This window comes from Fodinibius sediminis (genome assembly GCF_900182555.1).
Lineage (GTDB): Bacteria > Bacteroidota > Rhodothermia > Balneolales > Balneolaceae > Fodinibius > Fodinibius sediminis.
Genome location: NZ_FXTH01000011.1, coordinates 34,463 through 57,984, shown reverse-complemented (window position 1 = coordinate 57,984; position 23,522 = coordinate 34,463). Strand labels below are relative to the sequence as shown.

General features: G+C 46.9%; 20 protein-coding genes. 8 read left to right on the top strand and 12 right to left on the bottom strand.

From position 1 onward, the window contains the following. Window positions 1-27: 27 nt before the first annotated feature. On the top strand, window positions 28-954 hold the full coding sequence (gene eboC / locus FN808_RS12605) for a UbiA-like protein EboC (protein ID WP_221930040.1): 927 nt from the start codon (window positions 28-30) through the stop codon (window positions 952-954). A 94-nt stretch (window positions 955-1,048) separates the two neighbouring features. Here eboC and FN808_RS12600 read toward each other — a convergent pair whose 3' ends face one another. From FN808_RS12600 to FN808_RS12570, 7 genes are all read right to left on the bottom strand, one after another. Then, window positions 1,049-2,803 (bottom strand): sodium:solute symporter, encoded by a 1,755-nt coding sequence (locus FN808_RS12600; protein ID WP_142714963.1) that lies wholly within the window; start codon window positions 2,801-2,803, stop codon window positions 1,049-1,051. A 234-nt stretch (window positions 2,804-3,037) separates the two neighbouring features. Continuing rightward, window positions 3,038-4,438 carry an L-fucose/L-arabinose isomerase family protein gene (locus FN808_RS12595; protein ID WP_142714962.1) on the bottom strand — a complete coding sequence of 467 codons (1,401 nt, stop codon included), beginning with the start codon at window positions 4,436-4,438 and terminating at the stop codon, window positions 3,038-3,040. A gap of 33 nt (window positions 4,439-4,471) precedes the next feature. Continuing rightward, on the bottom strand, window positions 4,472-5,176 hold the full coding sequence (locus FN808_RS12590; RefSeq protein ID WP_142714961.1) for an L-ribulose-5-phosphate 4-epimerase: 705 nt from the start codon (window positions 5,174-5,176) through the stop codon (window positions 4,472-4,474). 10 nt (window positions 5,177-5,186) lie between these two features. Next, window positions 5,187-6,878, bottom strand: a complete 1,692-nt coding sequence (locus tag FN808_RS12585; protein WP_142714960.1) for a ribulokinase — start codon at window positions 6,876-6,878, stop codon at window positions 5,187-5,189. A gap of 89 nt (window positions 6,879-6,967) precedes the next feature. Then, entirely contained in the window at window positions 6,968-7,672 is a 705-nt protein-coding gene (locus FN808_RS12580; protein WP_142714959.1) for an NUDIX hydrolase, read from the bottom strand. A 61-nt stretch (window positions 7,673-7,733) separates the two neighbouring features. Then, window positions 7,734-9,278, bottom strand: a complete 1,545-nt coding sequence (locus tag FN808_RS12575; RefSeq protein ID WP_142715048.1) for an alpha-N-arabinofuranosidase — start codon at window positions 9,276-9,278, stop codon at window positions 7,734-7,736. A 44-nt stretch (window positions 9,279-9,322) separates the two neighbouring features. Further along, the gene (locus FN808_RS12570; RefSeq protein ID WP_185958401.1) at window positions 9,323-10,429 is read right to left on the bottom strand and encodes an aldose epimerase family protein; all 1,107 of its coding nucleotides are present in this window, start codon (window positions 10,427-10,429) and stop codon (window positions 9,323-9,325) included. 589 nt (window positions 10,430-11,018) lie between these two features. On the opposite strand from FN808_RS12570, the gene FN808_RS12565 reads away from it, so the two are divergent. The 3 genes from FN808_RS12565 to FN808_RS12555 all read left to right on the top strand — a co-directional run bounded on the left by FN808_RS12565 (window position 11,019) and on the right by FN808_RS12555 (window position 14,380). Continuing rightward, window positions 11,019-11,249: a hypothetical protein gene (locus FN808_RS12565; RefSeq protein WP_142714957.1), complete on the top strand. Its 231-nt coding sequence runs from the start codon at window positions 11,019-11,021 to the stop codon at window positions 11,247-11,249. 729 nt (window positions 11,250-11,978) lie between these two features. Then, the gene (locus FN808_RS12560) at window positions 11,979-12,356 is read left to right on the top strand and encodes a BlaI/MecI/CopY family transcriptional regulator (protein ID WP_142714956.1); all 378 of its coding nucleotides are present in this window, start codon (window positions 11,979-11,981) and stop codon (window positions 12,354-12,356) included. A 2-nt stretch (window positions 12,357-12,358) separates the two neighbouring features. Further along, window positions 12,359-14,380: a TonB family protein gene (locus FN808_RS12555; RefSeq protein WP_142714955.1), complete on the top strand. Its 2,022-nt coding sequence runs from the start codon at window positions 12,359-12,361 to the stop codon at window positions 14,378-14,380. A 383-nt stretch (window positions 14,381-14,763) separates the two neighbouring features. On the opposite strand, the gene FN808_RS12550 is transcribed toward FN808_RS12555, so the two are convergent. After that, window positions 14,764-15,168 carry a hypothetical protein gene (locus FN808_RS12550; protein WP_185958387.1) on the bottom strand — a complete coding sequence of 135 codons (405 nt, stop codon included), beginning with the start codon at window positions 15,166-15,168 and terminating at the stop codon, window positions 14,764-14,766. Between the two features lie 416 nt (window positions 15,169-15,584). Here FN808_RS12550 and FN808_RS12545 point away from each other — a divergent pair, with 416 nt between their 5' ends. Further along, the gene (locus FN808_RS12545) at window positions 15,585-16,544 is read left to right on the top strand and encodes a hypothetical protein (protein WP_142714953.1); all 960 of its coding nucleotides are present in this window, start codon (window positions 15,585-15,587) and stop codon (window positions 16,542-16,544) included. 118 nt (window positions 16,545-16,662) lie between these two features. Here FN808_RS12545 and FN808_RS12540 read toward each other — a convergent pair whose 3' ends face one another. Next, a complete protein-coding gene (locus FN808_RS12540) occupies window positions 16,663-18,426 on the bottom strand; it encodes a PAS domain-containing sensor histidine kinase (protein ID WP_142714952.1) in 1,764 nt (587 codons plus the stop codon). Between the two features lie 581 nt (window positions 18,427-19,007). Here FN808_RS12540 and FN808_RS12535 point away from each other — a divergent pair. From FN808_RS12535 to FN808_RS12525, 3 genes are all read left to right on the top strand, one after another. Further along, window positions 19,008-19,691 carry a CDP-alcohol phosphatidyltransferase family protein gene (locus FN808_RS12535; protein ID WP_142714951.1) on the top strand — a complete coding sequence of 228 codons (684 nt, stop codon included), beginning with the start codon at window positions 19,008-19,010 and terminating at the stop codon, window positions 19,689-19,691. 54 nt (window positions 19,692-19,745) lie between these two features. Further along, entirely contained in the window at window positions 19,746-19,928 is a 183-nt protein-coding gene (locus tag FN808_RS12530) for a PspC domain-containing protein (protein ID WP_142714950.1), read from the top strand. Between the two features lie 91 nt (window positions 19,929-20,019). After that, window positions 20,020-20,874, top strand: coding sequence for a Gfo/Idh/MocA family oxidoreductase (locus FN808_RS12525; protein WP_142714949.1), 855 nt, complete (start codon window positions 20,020-20,022; stop codon window positions 20,872-20,874). 78 nt (window positions 20,875-20,952) lie between these two features. Here FN808_RS12525 and FN808_RS12520 read toward each other — a convergent pair whose 3' ends face one another. The 3 genes from FN808_RS12520 to FN808_RS12510 form a co-directional block, all read right to left on the bottom strand. Continuing rightward, a complete protein-coding gene (locus tag FN808_RS12520) occupies window positions 20,953-21,813 on the bottom strand; it encodes an SDR family oxidoreductase (RefSeq protein WP_142714948.1) in 861 nt (286 codons plus the stop codon). A gap of 63 nt (window positions 21,814-21,876) precedes the next feature. Further along, window positions 21,877-23,064 carry an acetyl-CoA C-acyltransferase gene (locus tag FN808_RS12515; RefSeq protein WP_142714947.1) on the bottom strand — a complete coding sequence of 396 codons (1,188 nt, stop codon included), beginning with the start codon at window positions 23,062-23,064 and terminating at the stop codon, window positions 21,877-21,879. An 84-nt stretch (window positions 23,065-23,148) separates the two neighbouring features. After that, entirely contained in the window at window positions 23,149-23,451 is a 303-nt protein-coding gene (locus FN808_RS12510; protein ID WP_221930039.1) for a four helix bundle protein, read from the bottom strand. Window positions 23,452-23,522 lie beyond the last annotated feature (71 nt).

Sequence of the window (23,522 nt, the reverse complement as noted above, 5' to 3'; positions counted from 1 at the left end):
TCTGACTTACAAGTTGAATTTCATTCCTTGAAAAAACAAACTGATCATTCCCTTGTTTCCCGGCTTCGAGCTTATGGCGAGCTGTTGCGGCCGGCCAACATCATAACGGCCTTTGCCGATATTATGGCGGGTTATGCAGCAGCTGGAGGATCCGTCGCCCTCTCCAGCATGGAGTTCTCGCTCAACCCTCCTGCCCTGGGATGGCTGCTTCTTTCCACTTTTGGGCTCTATGGAGGCGGCGTTGTGTTCAACGATGTTTTTGACGCTGAACTGGATGCGCGGGAACGTCCCGAGCGGGCTATCCCCAGTGGTCGGGCCTCCAGGGACGGAGCCATACTAATGGGACTCATGCTTCTGGGGGTCGGAATTGCCGCGGCTTTCCGGGTCAATACAACGGCCGGTCTTCTGGCCACAGCTATCAGCGGCGGAGCCCTGCTTTACGATTATTGGGCGAAACACTCTTCCCTGTGGGGGCCCCTTTTTATGGGTGGATGCCGGGGCGGCAATCTTTTACTGGGATGCAGCATCCTGCCCGCTACCCTGGGCAGCCTCTGGTTTCTGGGCCTTCTGCCGGTCACTTACATCGGGAGCATTACACTGGTAAGCCAGGGAGAAATACACGGCGGCAGCAAAAAGTCCGGAATTGCTGCCCTGGGACTGATCCTGCTGGTGATCGCCGGGCTGCTGCTGCTCGGTTTTCTCCGCGGATACAGCATTATTCTTGCTATTCCGTTCATCCTGCTCTTCGGTGCCATGGTCCTCCCTCCTTTTGGAAAAGCAGCCCTTCAGCCCAAGCCGCAGTTGATAAAGAAAGCTATTAAGCGCGGTGTCCTCTCCCTTATCCTGATGAACGCTGCTATTGCAGCCGGCTTTGGCGGATTCTTTACAGGCCTGCTGGTTCTGCTCTTGCTACCCCTGTCGGTACTGCTGGCCAAGCTCTTTGCCGTGACGTAGTATCCCCTGAAAAGTTAATTTCCCAGCTGCATATGCGTCAAACCTCTGGGGTTATGCTCTCATCCAAAGGCATAGGTAAGGAGGGAATTATCTGTTATCCACTAAAATAGATGTAAATAAAACCAATAACAGCCACAAGCAGAACCGAAAGTGACACATCCACCCAGTTCCAGCTCTCGCGCGACAGCCGCTTATCCTCATCCGTAAGGGTTCCGTAGGTCAAGCCGGAAATCTTTTCATATTTGGGCGGATCCGTCATATAGCTTACCCCGAACATCACAGCAATACAGACCAGGAAAATAAACAGGCTGTAATACTGAAAGAAAATATTATTAATAATCCAGAAGAAAGATCCTTCGGCATAGGTAAAGCCGTCACCCAGCATTACAGGCGTATCGACGGCCAGGCGGAATATTCCAAGGAACAAACCGATAAAAAGGGCCGATAGCGCCCCCTGCTTGTTAAGCCGCTTGAAGAAGATGCCAAAGAAAAAAACCACAAATATCGGGGGAGCCAGATAGGCCTGTACCCCCTGAAGGTAGTCATACAATCCCCTGCTACCCTGTATCACCGGTATCCAGAGCAGTCCGATAATTACCATGACAACCGTTGCCAGCCGTCCCATCCAAACAAGATGCTGTTCAGAAGCACCGGGCTTGAACTTGCTGTAAAAGTCCATGGTGAAAAGTGTGGAGGAAGCATTGAAAACGCCGGCCAATGAACTCATAAGGGCGGCCAGGAGTCCCGCTACCACGATACCCCGGATGCCCACCGGCAAGATATGGGCTACCAGAAGCGGGAAAGAGGCCTGTGCATTCTGATTGATAATCTCGCCCTGCTCATTCATCAATTCCTGCTGCAGGATAGCCATCTCTCCCGATTTGGCCAGGGCAAAGGCGATAATGCCGGGAATGATGAAAAGAAATACAGGCAGAAGTTTTAAAAATGCCGCTGCAATGGTTCCCCGGCGACCTTCTTTCTCATTGGGAGCCCCCAGCGCACGCTGAACGATGTACTGATCCGTAGTCCAGTACCACAATCCCACAATAGGCGCTGCAAAAAGCATTCCCACCCAGGGATAATTACTGTTAAAGTACCATGCCATTTGTCCCTCCTGCATGACTGGTGCCCAGGTGGCATCGACCCCTTCCGGAACTATGGGTTTCCATAAATCAAACATCTCGGGCCCTGCAATTTCATATAACCGTCCCCATCCCCCGATGGCATCCAGTCCGTAATACAGGACCATCACAGATCCAAAAATAAGCACCAGAGTTTGCACGGCTTCGGTATAGGCAACGGCCCGAAGTCCACCCAGCACGGTATAAAGACCGGTAAAAACAATCACCAGGATCGATCCGATCCAAAAGCTGTTCATTCCCATGAATGAGAGCTCAGGCATGAGAACACTGAACACAATGCCCCCCGCAAAAATACCCACCGCTATCTTGGTGAGTATATAGGCAATAAGTGATATCCCGGACAGGAGTGTACGGGCCAACGGAGAAAATCGCTTCTCCAAAAATTCAGGCATCGTAAATACCCTGGATCGGATATAAAAGGGAAGCATTACCCATCCCAGCACCAGCAGGCACCAGGCATGCAGTTCGTAATGCGCCATGGCCACCCCGTCGGTTGCCCCCGTGCCGGTCAGTCCCACCAGGTGTTCCGATCCGATATTGGAAGCAAAGATAGAGGTGCCCACGATAATCCATCCCAAATGCCGGCCGGCCAAAAAGTAGTCGGTTGTCGTATCCGTCTTCTGATTGATCACCCACCAGGCTAATCCAGCAATAAGCAGAAAATACAGGCCGATGACCATCCAGTCCACCAGTGCAAGTGTTCCCATAAAACTCCTTTTATCGTTTATATTACTGTGAATTCCATCAGGCCGTACACTCATCCCGGCTGCTTCAGGTCCGTGCACGGCAGCGGTCAAATTTATCCCTTAGCCGGTTGGATAATGCCCCGGCACGGCTTCCCTAAGCTGACCTATGATAACAGTTTATGATTGAAAGACAAATGCAGCATGCCCTCCTTTATGTTTAATAATGAAAAAGCTTCCTGACAAGTGCCATTTCTGTTACACCTCCATATAATCAATACCCAGAATCTTGCACAGCATTTGCCATTTCTGCCGCTGATCACCCAACAACAGCGTTTGATGATGCGTCCCTCCTGCCTTCAGCCATCCATCATTGCATGTTCGCACGCCGCTATCGGGCCTGAAATGGAAATATGGCATTTCAATGGCGGGGTACTGCTGAGTATCCAGGATCTCACCTTGTGCAGCAACCAGACGAAATTTCTCACCTTCCAGGTGCACCAGTGATACGATGGTGGCAGGTCCCGGCTCGGCCCTGAATACCGTCGTCGGAGGATTATTCAGATCTCCTATCCCCAACTCACGGTTAGCCAGTCGTATGGGTTCATCCTTACGGGCCACTTTCCAGTTGCCCTCCCCCATATGGCTCATCAACATTGATTCCTGTTTAAAATCCATGGCGTACATTTCGGTGAAGTGTGCATCACCGCCTAAAACATGACCTGCAGCTACCATACTGGCCGTATTCGTATCCCCTTCGGCCGCATAGCCATACCCATCAGCCAACAGGTTGGAGGCAGTCAGCATGTTGATCTGATTAAACCGGCCGTCGCCCTTAAAGGTATCAAAGTGGGCCGAAAATCCCCGGTAGCCGCCTTCCACGAGAAACTGTTTAAACCCGAGATACATGCGGACGGCATATCGAAAGTTTTTTTCCGGCATATCCTCATCCACCTCAAAGCGTTCGCGATCAATGGCCATCTGTTCCTCGACTTCTTTTCTGGAAATGGCCTCCATATTTCGAACTACCTGGCCTATGTACTCACGATTGACCTCCGGGCCAATAACCCGGGTAAAGGCCGCCTCGTCGGTAAGTGTATCACCCATGCCGTGCATTTTCCCGATGGATGCTATTTTCATCTTTTTCAGCTCCGATGCCGCCTGGGCTGCACGGGCCCAATCGCCTACAAATGTTTCAAACTCTTCACTCTTCCAGTCGGCCGAAATAACCTCAAAGCGATCACCGGTGGTTCGAAGCATCGCATTGGCCATGTCCTGCACGCCGTGGATCCCCTGGTTATAGGTCAAATCATCCATATCCCAGTCGGTCGTCACTTCGGGAACCGGCTGAATATTGGCCAGCAACAGCGGCAAGTTGTTATGCTGAAGAGCGCGAACCGCACGCATGGCCGGACCATAGGTGAGCATAACGATCATGACGCCATCCAGATTTTTGTAGTTGAAATCACCCAGTATTTCCTCAATATCGCTCCGGTTGCGGGCGGCCCGCGGAAACTCCCAGTGGGCTATATCGCTGAGTTGTGTACAAACCTTGCGGGCATAATCCTCCTGATGTTCGGTAATGCCTGGAATGTCATCATCATACAGTTCCTGCATTATTCCCAATAGCCCTATCCTGGGCTTGCGCTGTTCAATCATTAGCTGGTAATCTTAATTAATTATAGGATGCTGTTAATTTCCTTGTCCATAGTATGCGTCGTCGCCATGCTTCCGCTCCCAGTGCTTTTTTATGAGCGTATCCTTAAGCCGGGGAGCTCCGGGATTTATCTGCAGCGACAGGCAGGCCATTTTTGCCACTTCCTCCAACACCGCGCTGTTATACACAGCTTTCTCTGCTGATTTTCCCCAGGTGAAGGGCGCATGGCTGCCCACCAGAATCATCTCAGTTTCTTCGTATGACAAACCCCGATCTTCAAGGGCATTGAGAATCTGGTACCCGGTCTGTTCTTCATAATCTCCCTGAATCATATCATCGCTCATCGGCGCAGCACACGGGATATCCGTGGTCAGATGATCGGCATGGGTTGTCCCCATAATGGGGATATCTTTCTGAGCCTGCGCCCAGGCGGTAGCATAGGTTGAATGTGTGTGCACGACTCCTCCTATATGCTCCCAGTGTTTGTACAAGACCGCATGCGTCTCGGTATCGGAAGAAGGTCGCATCTCTCCTTCTAACACCTTGCCGTCAAAATCAACAATCACCATGTCCTCAGGACTGAGCTCGTCGTAGGGTACTCCGCTGGGCTTGATAGCAAATACTTCACGCTTGCGGTCCGCTGCGCTGGCATTGCCGAACGTAAACAATACCAGGCCAAGCTCCGGAAGCCGCATATTAGCTTCATAGACCTTCTGTTTCAATGCTTTAAAATCACTCATACTGACTGTTTCACCTTGTTGATTCTCTTTCAATGCGCTCTTCTACAATCTCACCAAGCGACTTATACTGCGAATATAACTGGTTATATACCGCTGTTTTTTTCTTTTCCGGTGAATAAACCTTTCCAAAGCCGTTGCCCATCTCTTTCATAGCTTCGGTCACATCATCAAAAAGTTGGGCCGCCGTGGCGGCAAACATGGCTGCGCCCCTGGCACAGACCTGCTCCGACTTAACAATTTTAATATCCATCCCCAGCACATTGGAAAGTGTCTGCATGACAAAAGGCGATTTTTTAGCCACCCCTCCCAGGCCAATGACACCCTCAATAGGAATCCCCTCCTCACGAAACCGTTCTACGATAGCACGGGCCCCGAAGCATGTTGCTTCAACCAACGCCTTGAAAATACGGGGAGCATCACTCCCCAGGTCAAGTCCCTCGATGGCTCCCTTGAGCAGCTGGTTGGCGTCGGGGGTTCGGCGGCCGTTGAGCCAGTCGAGGGCAATAATACCCGTATCTGTCTCTTCCAGTGCAGCGGCCTGATCCGACAGCGTCTTCAACAGTTTCTGATCTAATTCTTCAGTCAACGCCTGTTTCAGCTCATCAGGGAGTAATGTGCTTTGCATGAGGATGGTTTCCACAGGCTCGTATATCACGTCTTTAAACCAGGCATAAACATCCCCGAAGCCCGATTGACCGGCTTCCAGTCCAACCATACCGGGGATGACCGATCCATCCACCTGTCCACAGATGCCCTGTACCAGATTATCCTGAATGTCCTCGTAGGGAGCGACTAAAATATCACAGGTGGAAGTCCCCATCACCCGGCTTAAATAGTAGGGGGCGATTTCCCCCCCCACGGCTCCCATATGTGCATCAAAAGCCCCGACAGCCACCGTTACATCCGCAGGCAAGCCAAGCTGTTCGGCCCATCTCCCAGAGAGGGTCCCCGCCGCTTCATCGGAGGTATGGGTTTTTTCATACAGGCGATCGCGCACATCCGCCAATTCCGGGTCCAGCTGCTCCAGATATTCCTTTGCGGGCAATCCGCCAAACTCCTCATTCCACATGGCCTTGTGCCCTGCTGCACAGCGACTTCGTTTCATTGCATGCACATTCTGCCCACCCGTTAGTTCAAAAGGGATCCAGTCGCAGAGTTCAACCCATGAATAAGCGGCCTCGCCCACGGCTTTGTCCTCCCTGATGGTATGCAGCATCTTGGCCCAGAACCATTCAGAGGAGTAGACGCCCCCCACATATTTGGTATAATCGGGCCCATCCCATGATTTTGCCAGGTCGGTAATCTCCTGAGCTTCCTGCACGGCCGTATGATCTTTCCACAGGATAAACATGGCGTTGGGATTCTCCATGAAGGGCTCACTCAGGGCCAATGGTTTTCCCTTTTTGTCTACTGCAACAGGCGTGGATCCCGTGGTATCCACGGCAATTCCACACACCTGCCCGGCCATCGCAGCTGAAACGCTTGCGACCACTTCCTTCAGGGTGTTTTCCAGTCCCTCCAGATAATCAAGTGGATGGTGTCGAAACTGATTTTTCCTGCTGTTGCAGTATAACCCGTCGGCCCATCGCTCATACTGATGTACCGCCTCGGCATGCAGCTCTCCAGCTGCATCGACCAGCACCGAACGCACGGAATCGGTTCCAAAGTCAACACCAATAATATAATTTTTGTCTGCTTCCATCCTCTTTGTTCCCAAATTTTGAAGTCAAAACTGCAACCACCGGTGCAGGTGATAAACATACAGCTGCAGCCGCCTGAATCTTTGCCCGGTTACAGCTTAATGGGCTTGAATACCAGGCTGTCTCCGTTGTTAATTTTTGCCCGGTATTTTTCCTGGTTGAACGTATAAAAATAGGCTCCTTTCTTGGAATATTTCTTCTGCTTCTCATCTGTTTTCTCCAGCACATCCATGGAAAGAATCCGGCGCCGGAAATTTCTCTTGTCAAGCTTTGTCTCATAAATCGCTTCATACAAAATCTGAAGCTCAGGCATCGTAAATTTTTCGGGCAGCAGTTCAAAGCCAACCGGTTCGTGAGACGCCCTGTACCGGAGTCGTGATTTGGCTGCCTCCACCATTTGCGGATGATCAAAAATAAGGTCGGGCAGTTCATTGATCGGAAACCAGCGGGCACCGTACTTCTCCAAAAGCTCACGATCGTGCTCCCGAATATTGATCAGGGCATAATAGGCAATGGAGACGGTCCGCTCCACGGGATCACGGTCCACCTCCCCAAACCCATAAAGCTGTTCCAGGTAAACATCCTCCAATCCGGTTAATGTATAAAGAATCCGGTCAGCGGCTTCATCAAGGCTTTCATCGCGCTTCAGGAATCCCCCCATCAGCGACCAGTTGCTCTTTTCGGGTTCAAAATCTCTCTTAATCAACAGCAATTTCAGTCCATTCCGATCAAATCCAAAAATGATGCAATCCAGCGCCACGAGAATTCGATCGTGCTCTTCATAATAGCTTTGCATAAAAAATCTCTTTAATGTTATAACAATCTGGGAATAACCCGTCACCAACTATCCCTGTATATTACTCTATGCGTATGACGATAACAGATTTTGAAGGCAAGCGCAATATCAGTTGGTTCCCCTCCAGGGTGTAATTGTCAAAGGGTCCGGGCGATACTCTGTCCGGATTATCAAAGGTATTAACAGCATCGACCGCATCGGCGGTCAGAATACGTCCCTCGCCGGCCGTTTCGACATCCATGCCACGGATATTCAGGCTAACCTCCTTGTCTTCCGTGGCATGCAGGTTCGTCACCGTAAGGTGTACGGCCCCCGTTTTATCTTTGGAAGCCGTTGCACTAATCGACGGAATACTTTCACCTCCATGGCTATAATCCTCAGTTTCGATGTGCAGTGGCAACAGCATGGCATCATGATGAACGGTATAAAAGTCAAACACATGGTAGGTAGGGGTCTTAAGCATTTCCGGACCCTCTGTTAGGATCATGGCCTGCAGTACATTCACCGTCTGAGCAATATTGGCAATACGCACGCGGTCGCTGTGTTTGTTCAGGATATCGAGTGTAGTAGAAGCTATCAGCGCATCCCGGATGGAATTCTGCTGCTGCAAAAAGCCCGGGTTACTGCCCGGCAATGGATCCGTCCAGATCCCCCACTCGTCCACGGCCAGTGCGATACGTTTCTCAGGATCATACTGGTCCATGATAGCTGAATGACGAGAAACATATTCGTCCATCTTCAGTCCCTGCCTGAGACCGGAAAAATACATCTCCTCTTCAAAATTCATGGATGGCCCCTTTTGCCCCCAGTTGCCTGTGGGAATGGTGTAATAGTGCAGAGAAATGGCATCCATCATCCTCCCCGCATTCTTTACCACGGTCTCTGTCCAGTCGTAGTTGTCGTCCGAGAAGCCACTGGCTATTTTGTAGAGCTCGTTGCCGCTGTAGTCTTTTGCGAAGGTGGCATATCGTCGATAGAGGTCTGCATAATAATCAGCCTGCATGTTACCGCCACAGCCCCAGCTCTCGTTCCCGATACCCCAGAACTTGACCTCCCATGCTTTTTCCTGTCCATTTTCCCGGCGCAGGTTTGCAAGCGTGCTGGTTCCATTGTAGGTCATATATTCAACCCAGCTGGCCATTTCCTGCACTGTGCCGCTCCCCACATTGGCTGAAATATAGGGTTCTGTATCCAATAGTTCTGTCAGACGCATAAACTCGTGAGTTCCCACTTCATTTTTTTCTTCCACCATACCCCAGTGCGTGTTGATGCGGGTCGGGCGATCCTCCTGCGGGCCGATGCCGTCTCGCCAGTGATACTCGTCGGCAAAGCATCCCCCCGGCCACCTTAAATTTGGAATCTCCAGTTCTTTCAAGGCCTCCACCACGTCATTCCGGAAACCATCGGTATTGGGGATGTCTGAATCTTTCCCCACCCAGAGTCCCCCGTATACACCTGTTCCCAGGTGTTCTGAAAACTGGCCGTAAATGTGCCGGCTTATCTTGTTCCGGGGCTGGTCGGCATTGATCGTCATGGTGTTCTGCGCCTGAAGCGATACGGGACCGCTCAGGCCAAGCACAAATACAACGAGGAAAATAGTACGCATTACCGGGTTCTCAAGGCTATTGACAGTCATCTGTATTAATTAGGTTATCGTGTGGAAAATTGATAGATGGTCGTTGTCCGGTATTGTTCACCGGGATGGAGGATGGTGGAAGGAAAATCAGGCTCATTGGGAGCGTTCGGGAAATGCTGGGTCTCCAGGCAAAATCCGGCGTGGCGGTCAAAGGGGATCCCCTGCGAGCTTTCGAGCGATCCATCCAGGAAATTACCTGTATAAAACTGTACACCGGGTTCGGTGGTAAATACTTTCATCTCCCGGCCGCTGTCTGGCGAATAAACTGTTGCAGCCAGCTGCAGGCTATCCCGGTGTTGATTAAGTACAAAATTGTGATCATATCCCCCTTCGGTTTCCTCAATATCTCTGCCAATGGGTTTGGGCTTGGTAAAATCAAAAGGTGTCCCCTCAACGGCTGCAATGTCTCCGGTCGGAATCAACTCCTCATCGACCGGGGTATACCGACTTGCGTTGAGCTCAAGTACATGAGACAGTATATCCCGGGAAGGGTCTCCCGTCAAATTAAAATAACTGTGATTGGTCAGGTTAACCGGGGTGGCTTTGGTGGTGGTTGCCTCGTAATCTATTTTCAGCTCATTATCATCCGTCAGGCTGTATGTCACCTTCACATCAAGTTGACCGGGATAACCTTCCTCCATATCCTCACTGGTATAGGTGAGTTCCAGGGCATCATCATCCGTCATCCGGGCCGACCACAATACATCGTCAAAACCGACCTCTCCACCGTGCAAGTGATTGTCACCGTCATTTTGAGCGAGACTATAGCTCTCGCCGTTGAGCTCAAAACGGCCTTCAGCAATTCGATTGCCATAGCGCCCAATAAGCGCCCCAAAATTCGGGTGTCCGCTCAGGTATTCTTCAAGTGAATCAAAACCAAGAGCAACATTTTCAACAGTTCCCTCCTTGTCTGGCGTACGTATGGCTGTGACAATCCCCCCGTAATTTGTGATCTGTACTACCATGTCATTCGCATTAGTGAGTGTATACAGCTGTACCTTCCGCCCATCTTCGAGGGTCCCGAAAGCTTCTTCCACAATACGGGCAGGTTCAGCAACCGACGGTTCCTCATCCGGCGATTCGGACTTTTCTCCGGCACATCCAACCAGGGTAAATAGCATAAAAAGGCTACAAACCGCCCCGCTCCATCCCCAGCAGCTGATGCCCTCGTACAAAAATAATAATGGTTTCATTGTTTGATGATTAATTGGCTGTTCTAATTGATTGACTTCTCATTTTGGAAACAAGGTATTTCAGGCTTCAGTACTACCTGATGTCCAACGAAAGTGTGCCCCCTGTCCCGCGCTCTGCATGGTAATTAGCCGTCCTGAGTGTTATAAATATGGCATTTCCCAAGTGTTATTAATACACTTCTTATTTTTAAGCATTCCAACCATATAATGCAAATGGTTTTCTCAAGCCTGACAGCGCTATGGAATTTCCTTGACAGAGGGAGGGAAAAGAAAGAGCAGACAAACCCGCCGCCCGCTGCTTATAAAAAGTCATCCTCCTGTCGCTCCATCCTTCCAAAAAAATGCCTGGTATTTTTCGCGCGCAAAGCACGGTCAAGAGAAGCATCATCAATCAGCATATACCGCCTGCCGGATGAATGGTTCTTTATCGAGTCGGCAGGCTGCTCAGAGATCTGCGGCCTGATGCGATTCAGGAATTTACCCAGGAAGGGGCTATGACGCCGAGGAGCATGCACACTTGTCGTTCATTCAGGGCGGTGGTCACGATGGATCACACCTGCACCTCGCGCATGAATCTGTTGCAGCGATACGGAAAGACCGGGATCCCTATCCCAGTGCCATACAGGTGGCCAAATGGACCTGTGTGGCTCTACTGGCCCATGAATCGGCCATGGATGGTGGTGCGATCAAGCACGGGCCGGAGTTTGCGCTGACCCAAACAGTAAATCCTTTAAGAGAAACAATTTGAAAGAAAGTTTTAGATGAGAGTTAACTCTCCCTAAGTCCCTTTCCTTCAAGAGGGACGTTAGCCATCCTGTACGTAAACGTAAGCCAGGAGTTCCTCTGCCAATAGTTTTCGGGACAAGCTTTGGAGAAGGAGGACAGGAGGATTGACTTATTTACGATTTAATTCAAATTGTCTTTAAAACGACTTCTATCTACTTAATCACTGTATCTCCTGGCAGTTAAGGCTTTCCTGCTCACCGGCGGGGAAGCCTTTTTTATTTTTAATAAATACGTGTAAATAAGCCTTCATTTACACTATTTCCTGATCATTGGAGATTGCTCCGCTTCATTTCAATCACCAAAAGTTATAACACCTCCTGTTAGAGGTCCTGACAAATAGATTGGTAGGGCCTTATACCCGGGGTCATAGCTCCTGAAAAGTCCAAAAGTGCAAATTGATACCCTGCCTGTCGGGCAATAACAAAACCTGTTTTGAAACTTCATGAATGAGGTCCACAAGAAAATGCCACAAATACCCCATAGCCTGGAACACCTGAATCATCCAATTCTAAGTCCATGAGCCATTAATCGACAATAACTCTTCTTCTATTAAAGGGCATCCTCCCTAGGGTAAACATTCAGGATATATTGTTACCAAAATCAAAAAATATTTGACATAACCCTTAATACTATTATATTAGTACTAAGGATATAAAACTAGTTTGAACCCAACGATTAACTGTCTACTACTATGAAAAAATCACTTACTCCCCTGGGAGAAACCGAGATGGAAGTACTGCATCATGTGTGGGACCTGGAAGAAGCCACTGTTAAACAAGTCCGCAAGCGCATTCTGGAAGAACGCGAGGTCGCCTATACCACCATTATGACGGTCATGAAGAATTTGGCTGAAAAGGGCTATCTGAAATACCGAAAAGACGGAGTCACCTATGTCTATAGCCCTGCCCAACAACCGGACTCCGTGCGCTCCAACCTGATTGGAGATCTGATCAATAAAGTGTTCAAGGGATCACCCAAGGAACTGGTTCAGACGCTGGTTAAGAGCAAAGATCTTACTGAAAAGGATCTGGATGAAATCAAGAATATGATAGATGACATGGAGGACTGATTATGTATGCGTTAACCGATTTTTTACAATGGATGGGAACGGCCCTGTTGCAGCCCTTTTGGTTTCCGGTTGTGATATGGACCATCGTTGCGATCCCGGTCATCTTGTTTTTACGCCGGAAAGATAGCTGGCAGCCTGTCTATCAATATCACAGCCGGGTGGCACTTCTGCTTGCCCTGCCTCTGGGCATTATAGGATCTTACGGGGTCGAAGCATTGGGACAACTCCTGGTTTCATCTGAAGGAGCCACAGCTAAACTCATCGTCATCCAAAACCCCATTGTGGTGTCCGCAGCTCCTGCCACGCCTACTTTCTGGCAAACCCTTTCCAGCCCCATGCTTTGGATTGGATTCTTCAGCACACTGTTCATTCTGGGAGCACTGTATCACCTGTGCAAGCTGGGCGTCAACGCTATTCAGCTTAAACAAATTGGGCAACAGCTGTCATTTAGCAGGCTGAAGCAGATGGACGAACCCTATATTCCATCAGGCGACAAAAAATTTCAGCATATCAATCCCCTCATCGCTTTTTCAGCACAGGCCAGTGTACCGTTCACCTACGGATGGCTCAAAACCCGGATTGTCATTCCGGCCGAGCTTAAAACGGATCCGGAAAAAACCGCCATGGCCGTACGTCATGAGCTCATGCACATCAAACACCGGGACTTCCTGCTCAATGGCGTGTTAATGGTCGTGAAAGCCTTATTCTGGTTTCATCCCCTCTCCCATTACCTGTACCGAAGCAGCCAGGAGTACCGCGAAATTACCTGCGACGGACAGGTACTGGCCGATACGCAATTTTCCAGGAAACGATATGCCAACCTCCTTTTCGAACTTGCTGAGCGCGAATACCAAAACAGCAATCTTGCCATGAGCATGGCTGTTAATCCTTCATCATTAAAAAAACGTATCCAGGTTATGTCTACCCAAAACATCTCAACTGCTACCTTTCGATCCAGCTTTCTGCTGACACTCGCAACCGCCACCCTCGTCGTGCTGACGATCTCCTGCAGCGACCTTAGCAGCGACGATGGTATCACCAACACTGAGTTCCAGGAGGCGCAGTCTCAACTGAATCTGCAAGCTGACAAAGATCAGCCTCTTTATATAATAAATGGGGAAATTATCTCTGAAAACGAAGTGGATGCACCCAATGCCCTATCACGACTCAAGTCAGAGTATATTTCCTCCGTTAACATTTTAAAAGGACAAGATGCTACTGATGCGTATGGTAATTCTGGTCAAAATGGAGTTGTTAAAATTCAGCTCCATGAGGGCATTGATGTACAAACAGTATTGTCAGACTTAAAACCAGCATCTGCATCAAAGGTTAACCCTAACTCCAAGGCACAGGAAGACTTCTTCGTTGCCGTCGAACAGATGCCGCGGCTTATTGGCGGCCTCGGAGAACTTCAGACAAAAATTAACTATCCGGAAGAAGCAAGAGAAGCCGGCGATCAAGGAAGAGTGATCATTAGGTTCATTGTGAATGAAGAGGGAGAAGTTGAAAATCCAGAAATTATTCGCGGTGTAAGTGAATCATTGGATCAAGAGGCATTACGAGTTGTCAAGCAAGCAAAATTCAAACCAGGAAGACAGCGCGGCCAGCCGGTTCGCGTACAATACTCGCTGCCCATGATTTTCAGACTTGCAGGGAGCGGAGATGGTTCTGACGAGCAATCTGCTTCGTCAGCAAGTGATGAAAATGAAAAAAGGGTAAACAGCTTGGATGAAGTAGCAGTTGTAGGATATACGCAGTTAGAGTCTCCCGAAGTTGAAACCTCCCAGATGACACTTCAAGATGTTAAAGCTAGCAAGATTGGTACGCTCACGGGGAAAGTCATTTCCACAAAAGACAACACTCCTCTTGCTGGTGCCAATGTGGTTATTGCAGGGACAAGCAAGGGCTCTTCCACCGACCAAAACGGCAAATTTTCAATCCCGGGACTAAACCAGGGAACCCACAGCCTGACAGTCAGCTACGTTGGCTATCAACCATCAGAAGGGACGGTCACTATTGAGTAATTTTCAATAAGCTGTTATCCTTTCAAAGCGGAACTTCATCGGTTCCGCTTTTTTTATTTTATTATGGATTGTCATAGCCATGCAAATCATAACGTCCATAACAATCCACCTGTGAAAAAAGCCGCCTATGGGGTTCACCTGTTTACAGCCTCGGGGGCGTTTATGGGGGGTAAACGGAATATTTAGATGATCTCCCGGTTTTATTTTCAGGGGATTATATCAAACTGAATCATGCTCAAGCGCAACCTTTGTTAATTGTGGCATCTCATCTCTCCAGTCTTTTATAAATTATTGAGGTACCAGAGTAAACAACAAAGGATTGAAAGGCTACAGGTTTCAAACATAGCGAAATATATCCCCTTTATTATTTAGTCTCGAAGAATTTACTCCTCTCGGCTGTAGTAATTAATGAAACAGTCATAGCATTCATCAGCCAATATGAGCGTATCCTCCCCTTGGAATCGAAGGCGTTGATCTATGAAGCTTCCCGTTTCTGTATCATAATTGATTACCGTTTCACCCTCACTTTTGTGAAACGAATACGTCCCTGCAATTACTAATGTATCCCCTCGAAAAAAGGAAAACGCAGAATTAGATTTAAATACAATCTGACGATTAGCAATACCAGCAGAATCAGAGTTAACAGTTTCTCCGATAACTCCACCAGTTGAACGAATCCATTCCCATTTTCCGACAATTTGTGATGTTTGAGTATCGCTAACCAAAATGGAACAACCACTAAAAATCGCTATTATCAGTAAAAAAGAAAGAGTTTCCAGTTGATTCATAGGTCTTTTTTCATACATACACTTTCACCGGTTGTCATAACTAATAATCATAACATTATTAAGTACGAGGTTTTCCATCATCGATGATTAAATGTAATGAAACTACAACCAAAGCTTAGGCCACATAGGTTTATCCGCTTCTCTAATTAAGCTTATACCCATCGCTTCTTTTTTCAAACCCGACCATATTAATGAATTAATTCCTTGGTTATCAACCCTAACTATATTAAACTAATAATAATATTTAGTCATCATGCCTAAGTATTTTTAAAAACAAGGGATTAAACTACTGATTTCTGGTCGTACCTAATTGATCTTCAATCAATTACTCATCTGGTTGAAGTGAACTAACAGAGTCATAAAAGGTCATTCCATTTATCATGGATTGGAAATCAGTCTAATAATAAGAGGGAAAAATGAAAATTAAACTCGACCCAAATCTGATTCGAGATGATGGTGTTATCCTTCCTCCACCGACAATACCAGATCTTCGAGAAGTTCTTGAAGTAGCTGAATTTGAAGTTTCCAAATCAACAGTAAGCCCCTGTGAAGAGATTCAGGCAAACTGGGAAATAAGAGCGAAGCAAAATAATGTTAACCTAAGTGACTTTCAGTTCAGGCTTCGTGTTCATTACGCAAACATTAACAACGATATTCCAGCCAGAGGATCAGAAGATTTTTCTGTCTTCAAAGATACTTCTTTATCACTGTTGGCACGAAGATTAAATAGTGGGAACTTGTGGTCCCCCATCGGTGAACCACGCCAGATTGCTGTTGAAGGAGAAAACCAGATCCGGGATATCTCACAATCAGTGATTGATAGTCTGGCCTTTAGACAAATGAACAAAGAGATCAATGGTATTCGATACCTGAGATTTCGATCTGATATCGAATCAACGTGGCATAACAACCGAATTGAATATAAGTTACCCTTAGAAATCGTTATAAATAATTTTTTTAATGGGGATCTTGATATAACTCTTGAGCTCTATATTAGAGCGGAACTGGACGATGATAATGAAACCTCATTGGAAGTCAGAATTGAATCCGATGAAAATGCCAATTTCCATTGGCTCGAGGATATCATTTCCCTCGGGCATAGTGCAACGGTTGCAAAAACCATCGAAAAGTTGCTTCCCGTTATTATGGGCTATGTAACCCGGGATGCAGAGAGAATTTTTCTTCAGGAAATACGAAAATACTTGACAAAAGATTACCTGGATGACAGAAGATTAATGGAAGTGAGAATTACGCCTTCCGGAAATCTTGGATATATTCAATTTCTTTTCTGCCTTCGAAGTGACGCAAGCCCAAACTTTGGGACATCAATAGTAAGCTTTGATGGCACTGAAGCGATAAATGTGGAAAATCGATAAGTATAAACGGGAGAACATATAAATCGAATAGGACATATGCATAATCTTCGAAAGACCAAGAAGATTACCTGACTACTAAACCCAACTTCTAACGGTTGACTGTCAGATCAAGTCGTGGCTATTCGATATTATTAAGTATCGAACTACCTGTACCTTTCACATCCTGTTTCTTGAACCAAATTTCAAAACTACTCCCATCCTCAACTGTGACTTCTATGTCAGCTTCAAGTTGTTTAATCAGCGTATTGATAAGTTGCATTCCAAGGGCGTTTGGTGAGTTAATATCACATCCTTCAGGTAGGCCGATACCGTTATCCTCAATTCTTAGATTTATGGTTCCATCCCTATCCTTAACTACCACATATAGTTCCGGCTCATCTATTCCCCTGTAGGCGTGTTTTATAGCATTCGTTACAATTTCATTAATAATAAGTGAACAGGGTAATGCTTGATTTATATTGAGCTTTAAAGGATCCACATCAAATCTAATTTCTATTTCAGTGCCAAGAGTATCGGTTACCTGGGCAACTAATTTTTTGACATTATCACCATAGTTAATATCAGAAAAATGTTGTTCCTGGTATAGAAGTTCATGTGTCAACGCAATTGAATTTATACGAGACTGACTATCCTTGAGTTTTCTAATTATTTGCTCATTATCGGCATCCATCACTTCAAGCTCTATCAGGCCAGAAATGATCGCAAGATTATTTTTAACTCGATGATGAACTTCTGATAGAAGTGTATTCTTTTCTTTAATCGTCTTTTCTAATTCATGTTCTGTTTGCTTTTTTTCTGTTATATCGGTAGAAATCCCAAAAATGAAACCATCATATTTTTGAATTCCATTAATTACTGTTTTGGTACTCAAAAATGTTCGAGTTTCTCCATCAATTTCGAGCACTTCTTCAAAATTTTTTGCATGCCCGTTATACCGAACCAAATCATCGTTTTCTTTTACTTTTTTTGCCTGTTCTGGACCAATTAATCCGGTGTCTTTTTTCCCAATCACCTCATTTTTGTTGATATCAAATAGCTCAGCAAAAGCATCGTTAACAAAAGCCAGCCTGTTTTGGTTGTCCTTTAGATACATGACTGATTCTGAGTTATCAATAATAGTTTGAAGAAGTTCAAGATGTTCCTGAGCGTCTTTCTGAGCTTTTAATAAGTTTGAGATATCTATCCCTATTCCGACTATACAACTTCTGTTATCAATCTCTACACAGCTTGCTTTAAAGAGTAATGGAGTTTCTTTCCCAAACTTCCCTTTTAATTTACCCTGAACTTCTACAAATCCCGATTGAAGAGTTTCCAGAATAGCATCAGAAATCTTTTCCTTTTCTCCATCGTCAACAAAATCCAGGGCATTCATTTCAGAGATTTCTTTTGCAGTATAATTGGTAATTTCCTCTACATAATTATTCCATTGTAACATCTTCCCATTTGAATCAAAGACAAAAAAGGTTCCAGCCACATTTTCTGACAAGATCTCGAAGATTTTCTCTCTTCTATCAAGCTTTTCCTGGGTCTTCTTAAGCTCTGTTATATCTTTGGCCAAGACCAGTTCACATTTTTTTTCTTCTACCTTTATCGGATAAGATAAGATGTTGACATAAATTTCATCCCCTGCTTTTGTCTTATGCCTCCAAACACCAGCATCTTGAAAAGACTGTATTTCTGTCGTGACAGATTCGAGAAGTTTAGGAATCTCTTCTTTTGTTCTCAGGTCCGTAATCCTGAGTGACAACATTTCTTCCCTGTGATACCCATATAATGATAATGCAGACTCATTTACATCAATAATTCTTAAGGTATCCCTTTCAAAGATCCACATGGGATTGGGATTCTCTTCGAAGTAAAGGTCAATATTATTATGAGGCATTAGCCTATTTTATTATTAGCAATAACACATTGATTGGCAGGAAAATATAAATGCTACTTAACAATATAACTTTTTAAATAAAATATTGATATATCAATGATCTGAATGAACACTTAAAATATTTACGTAAAATACAAGGTACTAAAGGATAGGTTTAACATGACCTTATTTATACAGAAAGAATGCCTGCAAACGATTTCCCACGCCTATACTGTTAAAATTAAAATAGGCTACCTTATATGTATAATTTCAGGACCATGAATACACATAATGCTGACAGATAATATCTAATAAGGGGATCGCTGGTAGTGATGCCTAAAGCGATACAACCAGCGATTACCCCACTTTTTCGACGGTATCGTAGTATGAACCGTCTTCATTAACCGTGGCAATCCATTCTGGTGTTAGTTGAATTTGGGTATGATTTGGGGCGAGACTTATCATTTTAATTGTTCAAATTGCCTTTTATACCGTTTGATCGGTATTATCTGTTCAATTAATAACTTCATCGGTTCCGCTTTTTTTATTTTATTGTGGGTTGCCGTAGCCATGGAAATCGTAACGTCCAAAACAATCCGCCTGTGAAAAAAATAGCCGCCTATGGGGTTCACCTGTTCACGGCTTCCGGGGCTGCCTTAGCCCTGTGGGCCCTGGTTCTCATCTTCGAGGAATCCTATCAAATGGCGCTCTGGGCGCTTGCCGGAACGGTACTCATCGACTCGGTGGACGGCGCCCTCGCACGGCTGGTTCAAACAAAAAAACATGCGGCCGCCATCGACGGCGCGCTGCTGGACAATATTGTTGATTATCTCACCTGGACAGCCATCCCCCTGTTTTGGATCTATGCTACGATGCACCTGCCGCTCTGGGTGCTGTTGGTCTGTGCAGCGGCCAGTGCACTTGGGTTCTCCAATACAGAGGCCAAGACCAGTGATCACTTCTTTCTGGGCTTTCCCTCCTACTGGAATATTGTCGTCGTTTATATTTTTCTTCTCCAGCTTTCCGTCTTTTGGGCAACCCTGATTATGCTGGCCTTCGCAGTCGCTACTTTTTTACCCGTCAAATATGTTTATCCGACCCGTACCCTTTTTCTGCGGAAAACCACCCTGCTGCTCGGCTCATTCTTTGTCATTCATTTCCTGGCTTTGATCTACTTTTATGACCGTGCCTCCCCGCTCCTGCTTTACAGCTCCTTATTATTCCCCTGCTACTACTTCGGACTCTCTTTTTACTTGAACGTTAAGACAGCTGAAACATCCTCCTAGAAGTTGCGTATGATCTACCTTCAAAGGACAACCAAGTAAATGAACTGAATATTTATGGCAGCTCGATTAAAAAAGTCACACAGTGATCGAATGATCTCAGGAGTTTGTGGTGGAATTGCAGAGTATGTTGGCTGGGACCCGACCATCATACGTATTATTTTCGTCATCACAACCTTTCTCGGATGGGGAAGTCCCATACTGCTCTATTTCATTCTGGCGCTTGTTATGCCCGATTGAGACTGGTAAGTGCTGGAATTGATAAACCGTTTTGAAATTAGATTCCAATTTCATAATTATGCTGTATTAATTACTATAGAAGCTCCTGCTTATGAAAATTGGAATCGTCGGGTCTGCCGAAAGGGCCATCGCCTGGGAAAAGCATTTGCGAACTCACCAATCGGTGTCTGAAGTTACTATTGCTGCCAAACTCTCCAGTATCGGTCCCATTGATGCCTGTTTTCTTCTCGATGATACACCAAATCGACTTGAGCACCTGCTGGAAACTGTAAAGATGGGATTGCATACCTTTCTGGTGGGACCACTGCCCACCGGCAATACTAAGCTCATTAAAAAAGTATACCATGCTGCCGAGGAAGCGAATGTACGGATCCAGTTTTCGCACTGGCCGACGCTGAATCCCGCCTCCAAATGGATGGCTAAAAAAATAATCAAGCCCACCTTCATGCAGGTCGTTCGTGAGATGCCCCATGCCCAGCGCACGGAGTCCGACTCCAGCTTCGATTACCTGTGGATCAATGAGCTGGCCTTCTGCCTGCGATGGATTAACGGGGCGGTACATCATACTGATCTGAAAAGTGTAACACTCAATAGTCAAAATCCGCACGCCCTGCACCTTTTTATTCGATTTGACAGCGGCGCTACGGCCAATATCTATCTCAATGCGGCTTCCCAAACCGCCAGTCACCACCGCGTGGCAGCCGATCACAACTACCTTGCCGACTGTAATGCGCTGGAACAAACGGTGCGCCTGGCCGAAGAGCACGATAGCAGCCATCTTTATTTCAAACGCCAGTCGTTTGATGCCTCCAAGTCTGCCGAACTTGCTGCCATGGAATTTATTAAGTCCATACAGCTAAAGCGTCCAACCATATATAACGGCTATCATCTCATGGAGCTTAATAAAACACTCGACAAGATCGACCGGCGTTTGAACAGAGTGTAGAAACAAACAGCAAGGTGGATGGCAGCATGAAAAAAGGGATCGAACCTCCCCCCCTGCCCAAGGTTGGTGTCTCTCCCCTTATCCTTCCCTTTTATGCATGCTCTTGAAAAATTCCTTTAGCTTTTCGCGGGGGGCCAGCTTGTCAATGAAATTAAACTGCCCGGCCGCCAGGCGTTCGCCCCCATCAATCACTACACACTCGCCGGTGATGTAGGAAGCCATATCCGACATTAAGAAGACAGCTAGGTTGGCCAGCTCCTCTTTATCACCATATCGGCCGGCCGGTATTTTTGACAGGAATTTTTTCTCTGCGCTTTCATCGGGCATCAAGCGCTCCCACGCCCCCTCTGTGGGAAAGGGTCCGGGCGCAATCGCATTCAAGCGAATACCGTAGGTAGCCCATTCGTAGGCCAGTGATCGCGTCATAGCCAGTACGCCCGCCTTTCCGCAGGCGGAAGGGAGCACAAAGGCCGACCCCGTAGATTCAGCGTAGGTTGTTACCATATTAAGTATGTTGCCTGCCCGCTCCTCCCCGATCAGGTAGTTTCCAAACACATGCGTGCAGTTAAAGGATCCATGGAGTACGATGTCCACGACAGCCTTGAATCCGCCGGGGCTCAGATCTTCGGAAGCCGACAGGAAATTTCCCGCGGCATTATTCACCAAACCGGTCATCTTGCCAAAATCGGCTATGATCTGTCTCATCATCTCCTTGACCCGATCGTAATCCCGGACATCCGCTACATAATAGCGAACGGTTCCTCCCGATCCCATCTCTTTAATTTTCTCAGCCCCCTTTTGAAGTTTTTCCTCGGTTCGGCCACATATGGCAATATTACTGCCAAGAGAAGCACATTTTCTGGCCATGGCCAGTCCCAGGCCACTGCCTCCGCCGGTAATCAGGATGGTTTCGTCCTTGAGGGTATCTGAGGTAAACATAGGTCAATAGCATTGGTAGATTGAATAATAGTGACAATAGAAACAGCCCGCTGATGGACAAAGCTATGCCAAATTTTCAAAAATGCCGGCGGCCCCCATTCCCCCGCCCACACACATGGTCACCATGCCAAACTGTTTATCAAGTCGCTGGAGATCATGCAGAATCTGGGTAGTCAGCTTTGCCCCGGTACATCCCAGGGGGTGCCCCATCGCAATCGCACCGCCGTTGATGTTGACAATTTCCTCATCCATATTCAGCTCGCGTATGACGGCGACGGACTGTGCGGCAAAAGCTTCATTAAGCTCAATAAGATCCATATCAGCCAGTTCCATGCCGGTCTGTTCCAGAACTTTCGGTACCGCTTCCACCGGACCGATGCCCATAATTTCAGGGGGCACTCCCGCCACAGCAAAGGCATGGTATTTAGCCATCGGTTTCAGCTCAAGTGCTTCCGCCTTCTCCCGGCTCATCACCACAACGGCCGCCGCCGCGTCATTCATCTGCGAAGAATTGCCCGCCGTGACCGTTCCGCCCTGCTTGAATGCCGGATTCAGCTTTGCCAATATCTCTTCAGAGGTATCGCGGCGGGGTCCCTCATCCGTATCAAACAAGAATTCGTTTTCCTCCACCTCTCCGCCGGCCGTCACCTTCTTTTCTTTTACCTGGATCGGCACAACCTGATCCTCAAAATATCCTTGCTCCCAGGCCTTAATCGCTCGCTGGTGACTGCGGTAGGCAAAGGCATCCTGGGCTTCACGGCTCACCTCATAGTTATCAGCCACCTTCTCGGCTGTAAGTCCCATGTTAATATAGATTTCCGGGTAATTATCCACCAGTTCCGGATTAAGCCGCGAAACATAACCGCCCATGGGAACCAGCGACATGGACTCAACTCCTCCGGCAACAATCACATCCGCCCCGCCCACCATAATTCGTTCAGCAGCCTGAGCGATAGTCTGCAGTCCCGACGAACAAAAACGATTCATCGTCGCCGCCGGAACCGATGGTGGAAGGCCTCCCAGGGCCGCACACTGGCGGGCGATATTCAGTCCCTGTGCCGCTTCCGGGAATGCGCACCCCATAATCACATCGTCAATCATTTCGGGCTGGAGGTTTGGAGCCCGTTCCAGCAGTGATTTTATGATCTCCCCTCCAAGCGTATCGGGCGGGGTAAAACGGAGTGAACCTTTGTTCGCTTTTCCAGTAGGTGTTCGAGCAGCGGCTACAATTACGGCTTCCTTGGTAGTCATAAGCAAAAAGTTTAAAGTAAAAAGTTATTTTCTTATATCATTGCAAGCTTTTTCGCAGAGCATATATCATTTTCTGAATCTCAATCAATTCCTTTTGACAGCTTCATATTCACTCTCATCCACAAGGTTCAAGTTTTGCGAAATGGTAAGCTGAGTTTCTAATTCATAACATGACCCTGTGGAGATGTAAAGGAATTGCTTAAATCCTTTTTTAGATTTTCTACCAGCTCCTTCCGCTATATTTGAGCTTATTGAAATAACGCTTCTTCTAATTTTGTTTGTTAAACCATATTGTTCTGTTTTTGGAACGTTCTCAGTCAATTGATAGACATGAGTTACCAGATTTACGGCTTTTTGCCAAACCTGAAGATCTCTAAAATTATTCATAATCAACTGATATTTTAACCAAATACACTCAGGTGTAGAGCCGTAAATCACGATGATATTATCAAAACGAT

What these genes read in the sequence shown, in the direction of transcription:
- FN808_RS12545 (WP_142714953.1), top strand. Translation starts at nt 15,585, where the DNA reads ATGAAAATTAAACTCGACCCAAATCTGATTCGAGATGATGGTGTTATC.
- FN808_RS12585 (WP_142714960.1), bottom strand. Translation starts at nt 6,878, where the DNA reads ATGGAAGCAGACAAAAATTATATTATTGGTGTTGACTTTGGAACCGAT.
- FN808_RS12590 (WP_142714961.1), bottom strand. Translation starts at nt 5,176, where the DNA reads ATGAGTGATTTTAAAGCATTGAAACAGAAGGTCTATGAAGCTAATATG.
- FN808_RS12525 (WP_142714949.1), top strand. Translation starts at nt 20,020, where the DNA reads ATGAAAATTGGAATCGTCGGGTCTGCCGAAAGGGCCATCGCCTGGGAA.
- FN808_RS12560 (WP_142714956.1), top strand. Translation starts at nt 11,979, where the DNA reads ATGAAAAAATCACTTACTCCCCTGGGAGAAACCGAGATGGAAGTACTG.
- FN808_RS12580 (WP_142714959.1), bottom strand. Translation starts at nt 7,672, where the DNA reads ATGCAAAGCTATTATGAAGAGCACGATCGAATTCTCGTGGCGCTGGAT.
- FN808_RS12550 (WP_185958387.1), bottom strand. Translation starts at nt 15,168, where the DNA reads ATGAATCAACTGGAAACTCTTTCTTTTTTACTGATAATAGCGATTTTT.
- FN808_RS12520 (WP_142714948.1), bottom strand. Translation starts at nt 21,813, where the DNA reads ATGTTTACCTCAGATACCCTCAAGGACGAAACCATCCTGATTACCGGC.
- FN808_RS12575 (WP_142715048.1), bottom strand. Translation starts at nt 9,278, where the DNA reads ATGCGTACTATTTTCCTCGTTGTATTTGTGCTTGGCCTGAGCGGTCCC.
- FN808_RS12595 (WP_142714962.1), bottom strand. Translation starts at nt 4,438, where the DNA reads ATGATTGAACAGCGCAAGCCCAGGATAGGGCTATTGGGAATAATGCAG.
- FN808_RS12600 (WP_142714963.1), bottom strand. Translation starts at nt 2,803, where the DNA reads ATGGGAACACTTGCACTGGTGGACTGGATGGTCATCGGCCTGTATTTT.
- FN808_RS12555 (WP_142714955.1), top strand. Translation starts at nt 12,359, where the DNA reads ATGTATGCGTTAACCGATTTTTTACAATGGATGGGAACGGCCCTGTTG.
- FN808_RS12570 (WP_185958401.1), bottom strand. Translation starts at nt 10,429, where the DNA reads ATGCTATTTACCCTGGTTGGATGTGCCGGAGAAAAGTCCGAATCGCCG.
- FN808_RS12530 (WP_142714950.1), top strand. Translation starts at nt 19,746, where the DNA reads ATGGCAGCTCGATTAAAAAAGTCACACAGTGATCGAATGATCTCAGGA.
- FN808_RS12515 (WP_142714947.1), bottom strand. Translation starts at nt 23,064, where the DNA reads ATGACTACCAAGGAAGCCGTAATTGTAGCCGCTGCTCGAACACCTACT.
- FN808_RS12510 (WP_221930039.1), bottom strand. Translation starts at nt 23,451, where the DNA reads ATGAATAATTTTAGAGATCTTCAGGTTTGGCAAAAAGCCGTAAATCTG.
- FN808_RS12540 (WP_142714952.1), bottom strand. Translation starts at nt 18,426, where the DNA reads ATGCCTCATAATAATATTGACCTTTACTTCGAAGAGAATCCCAATCCC.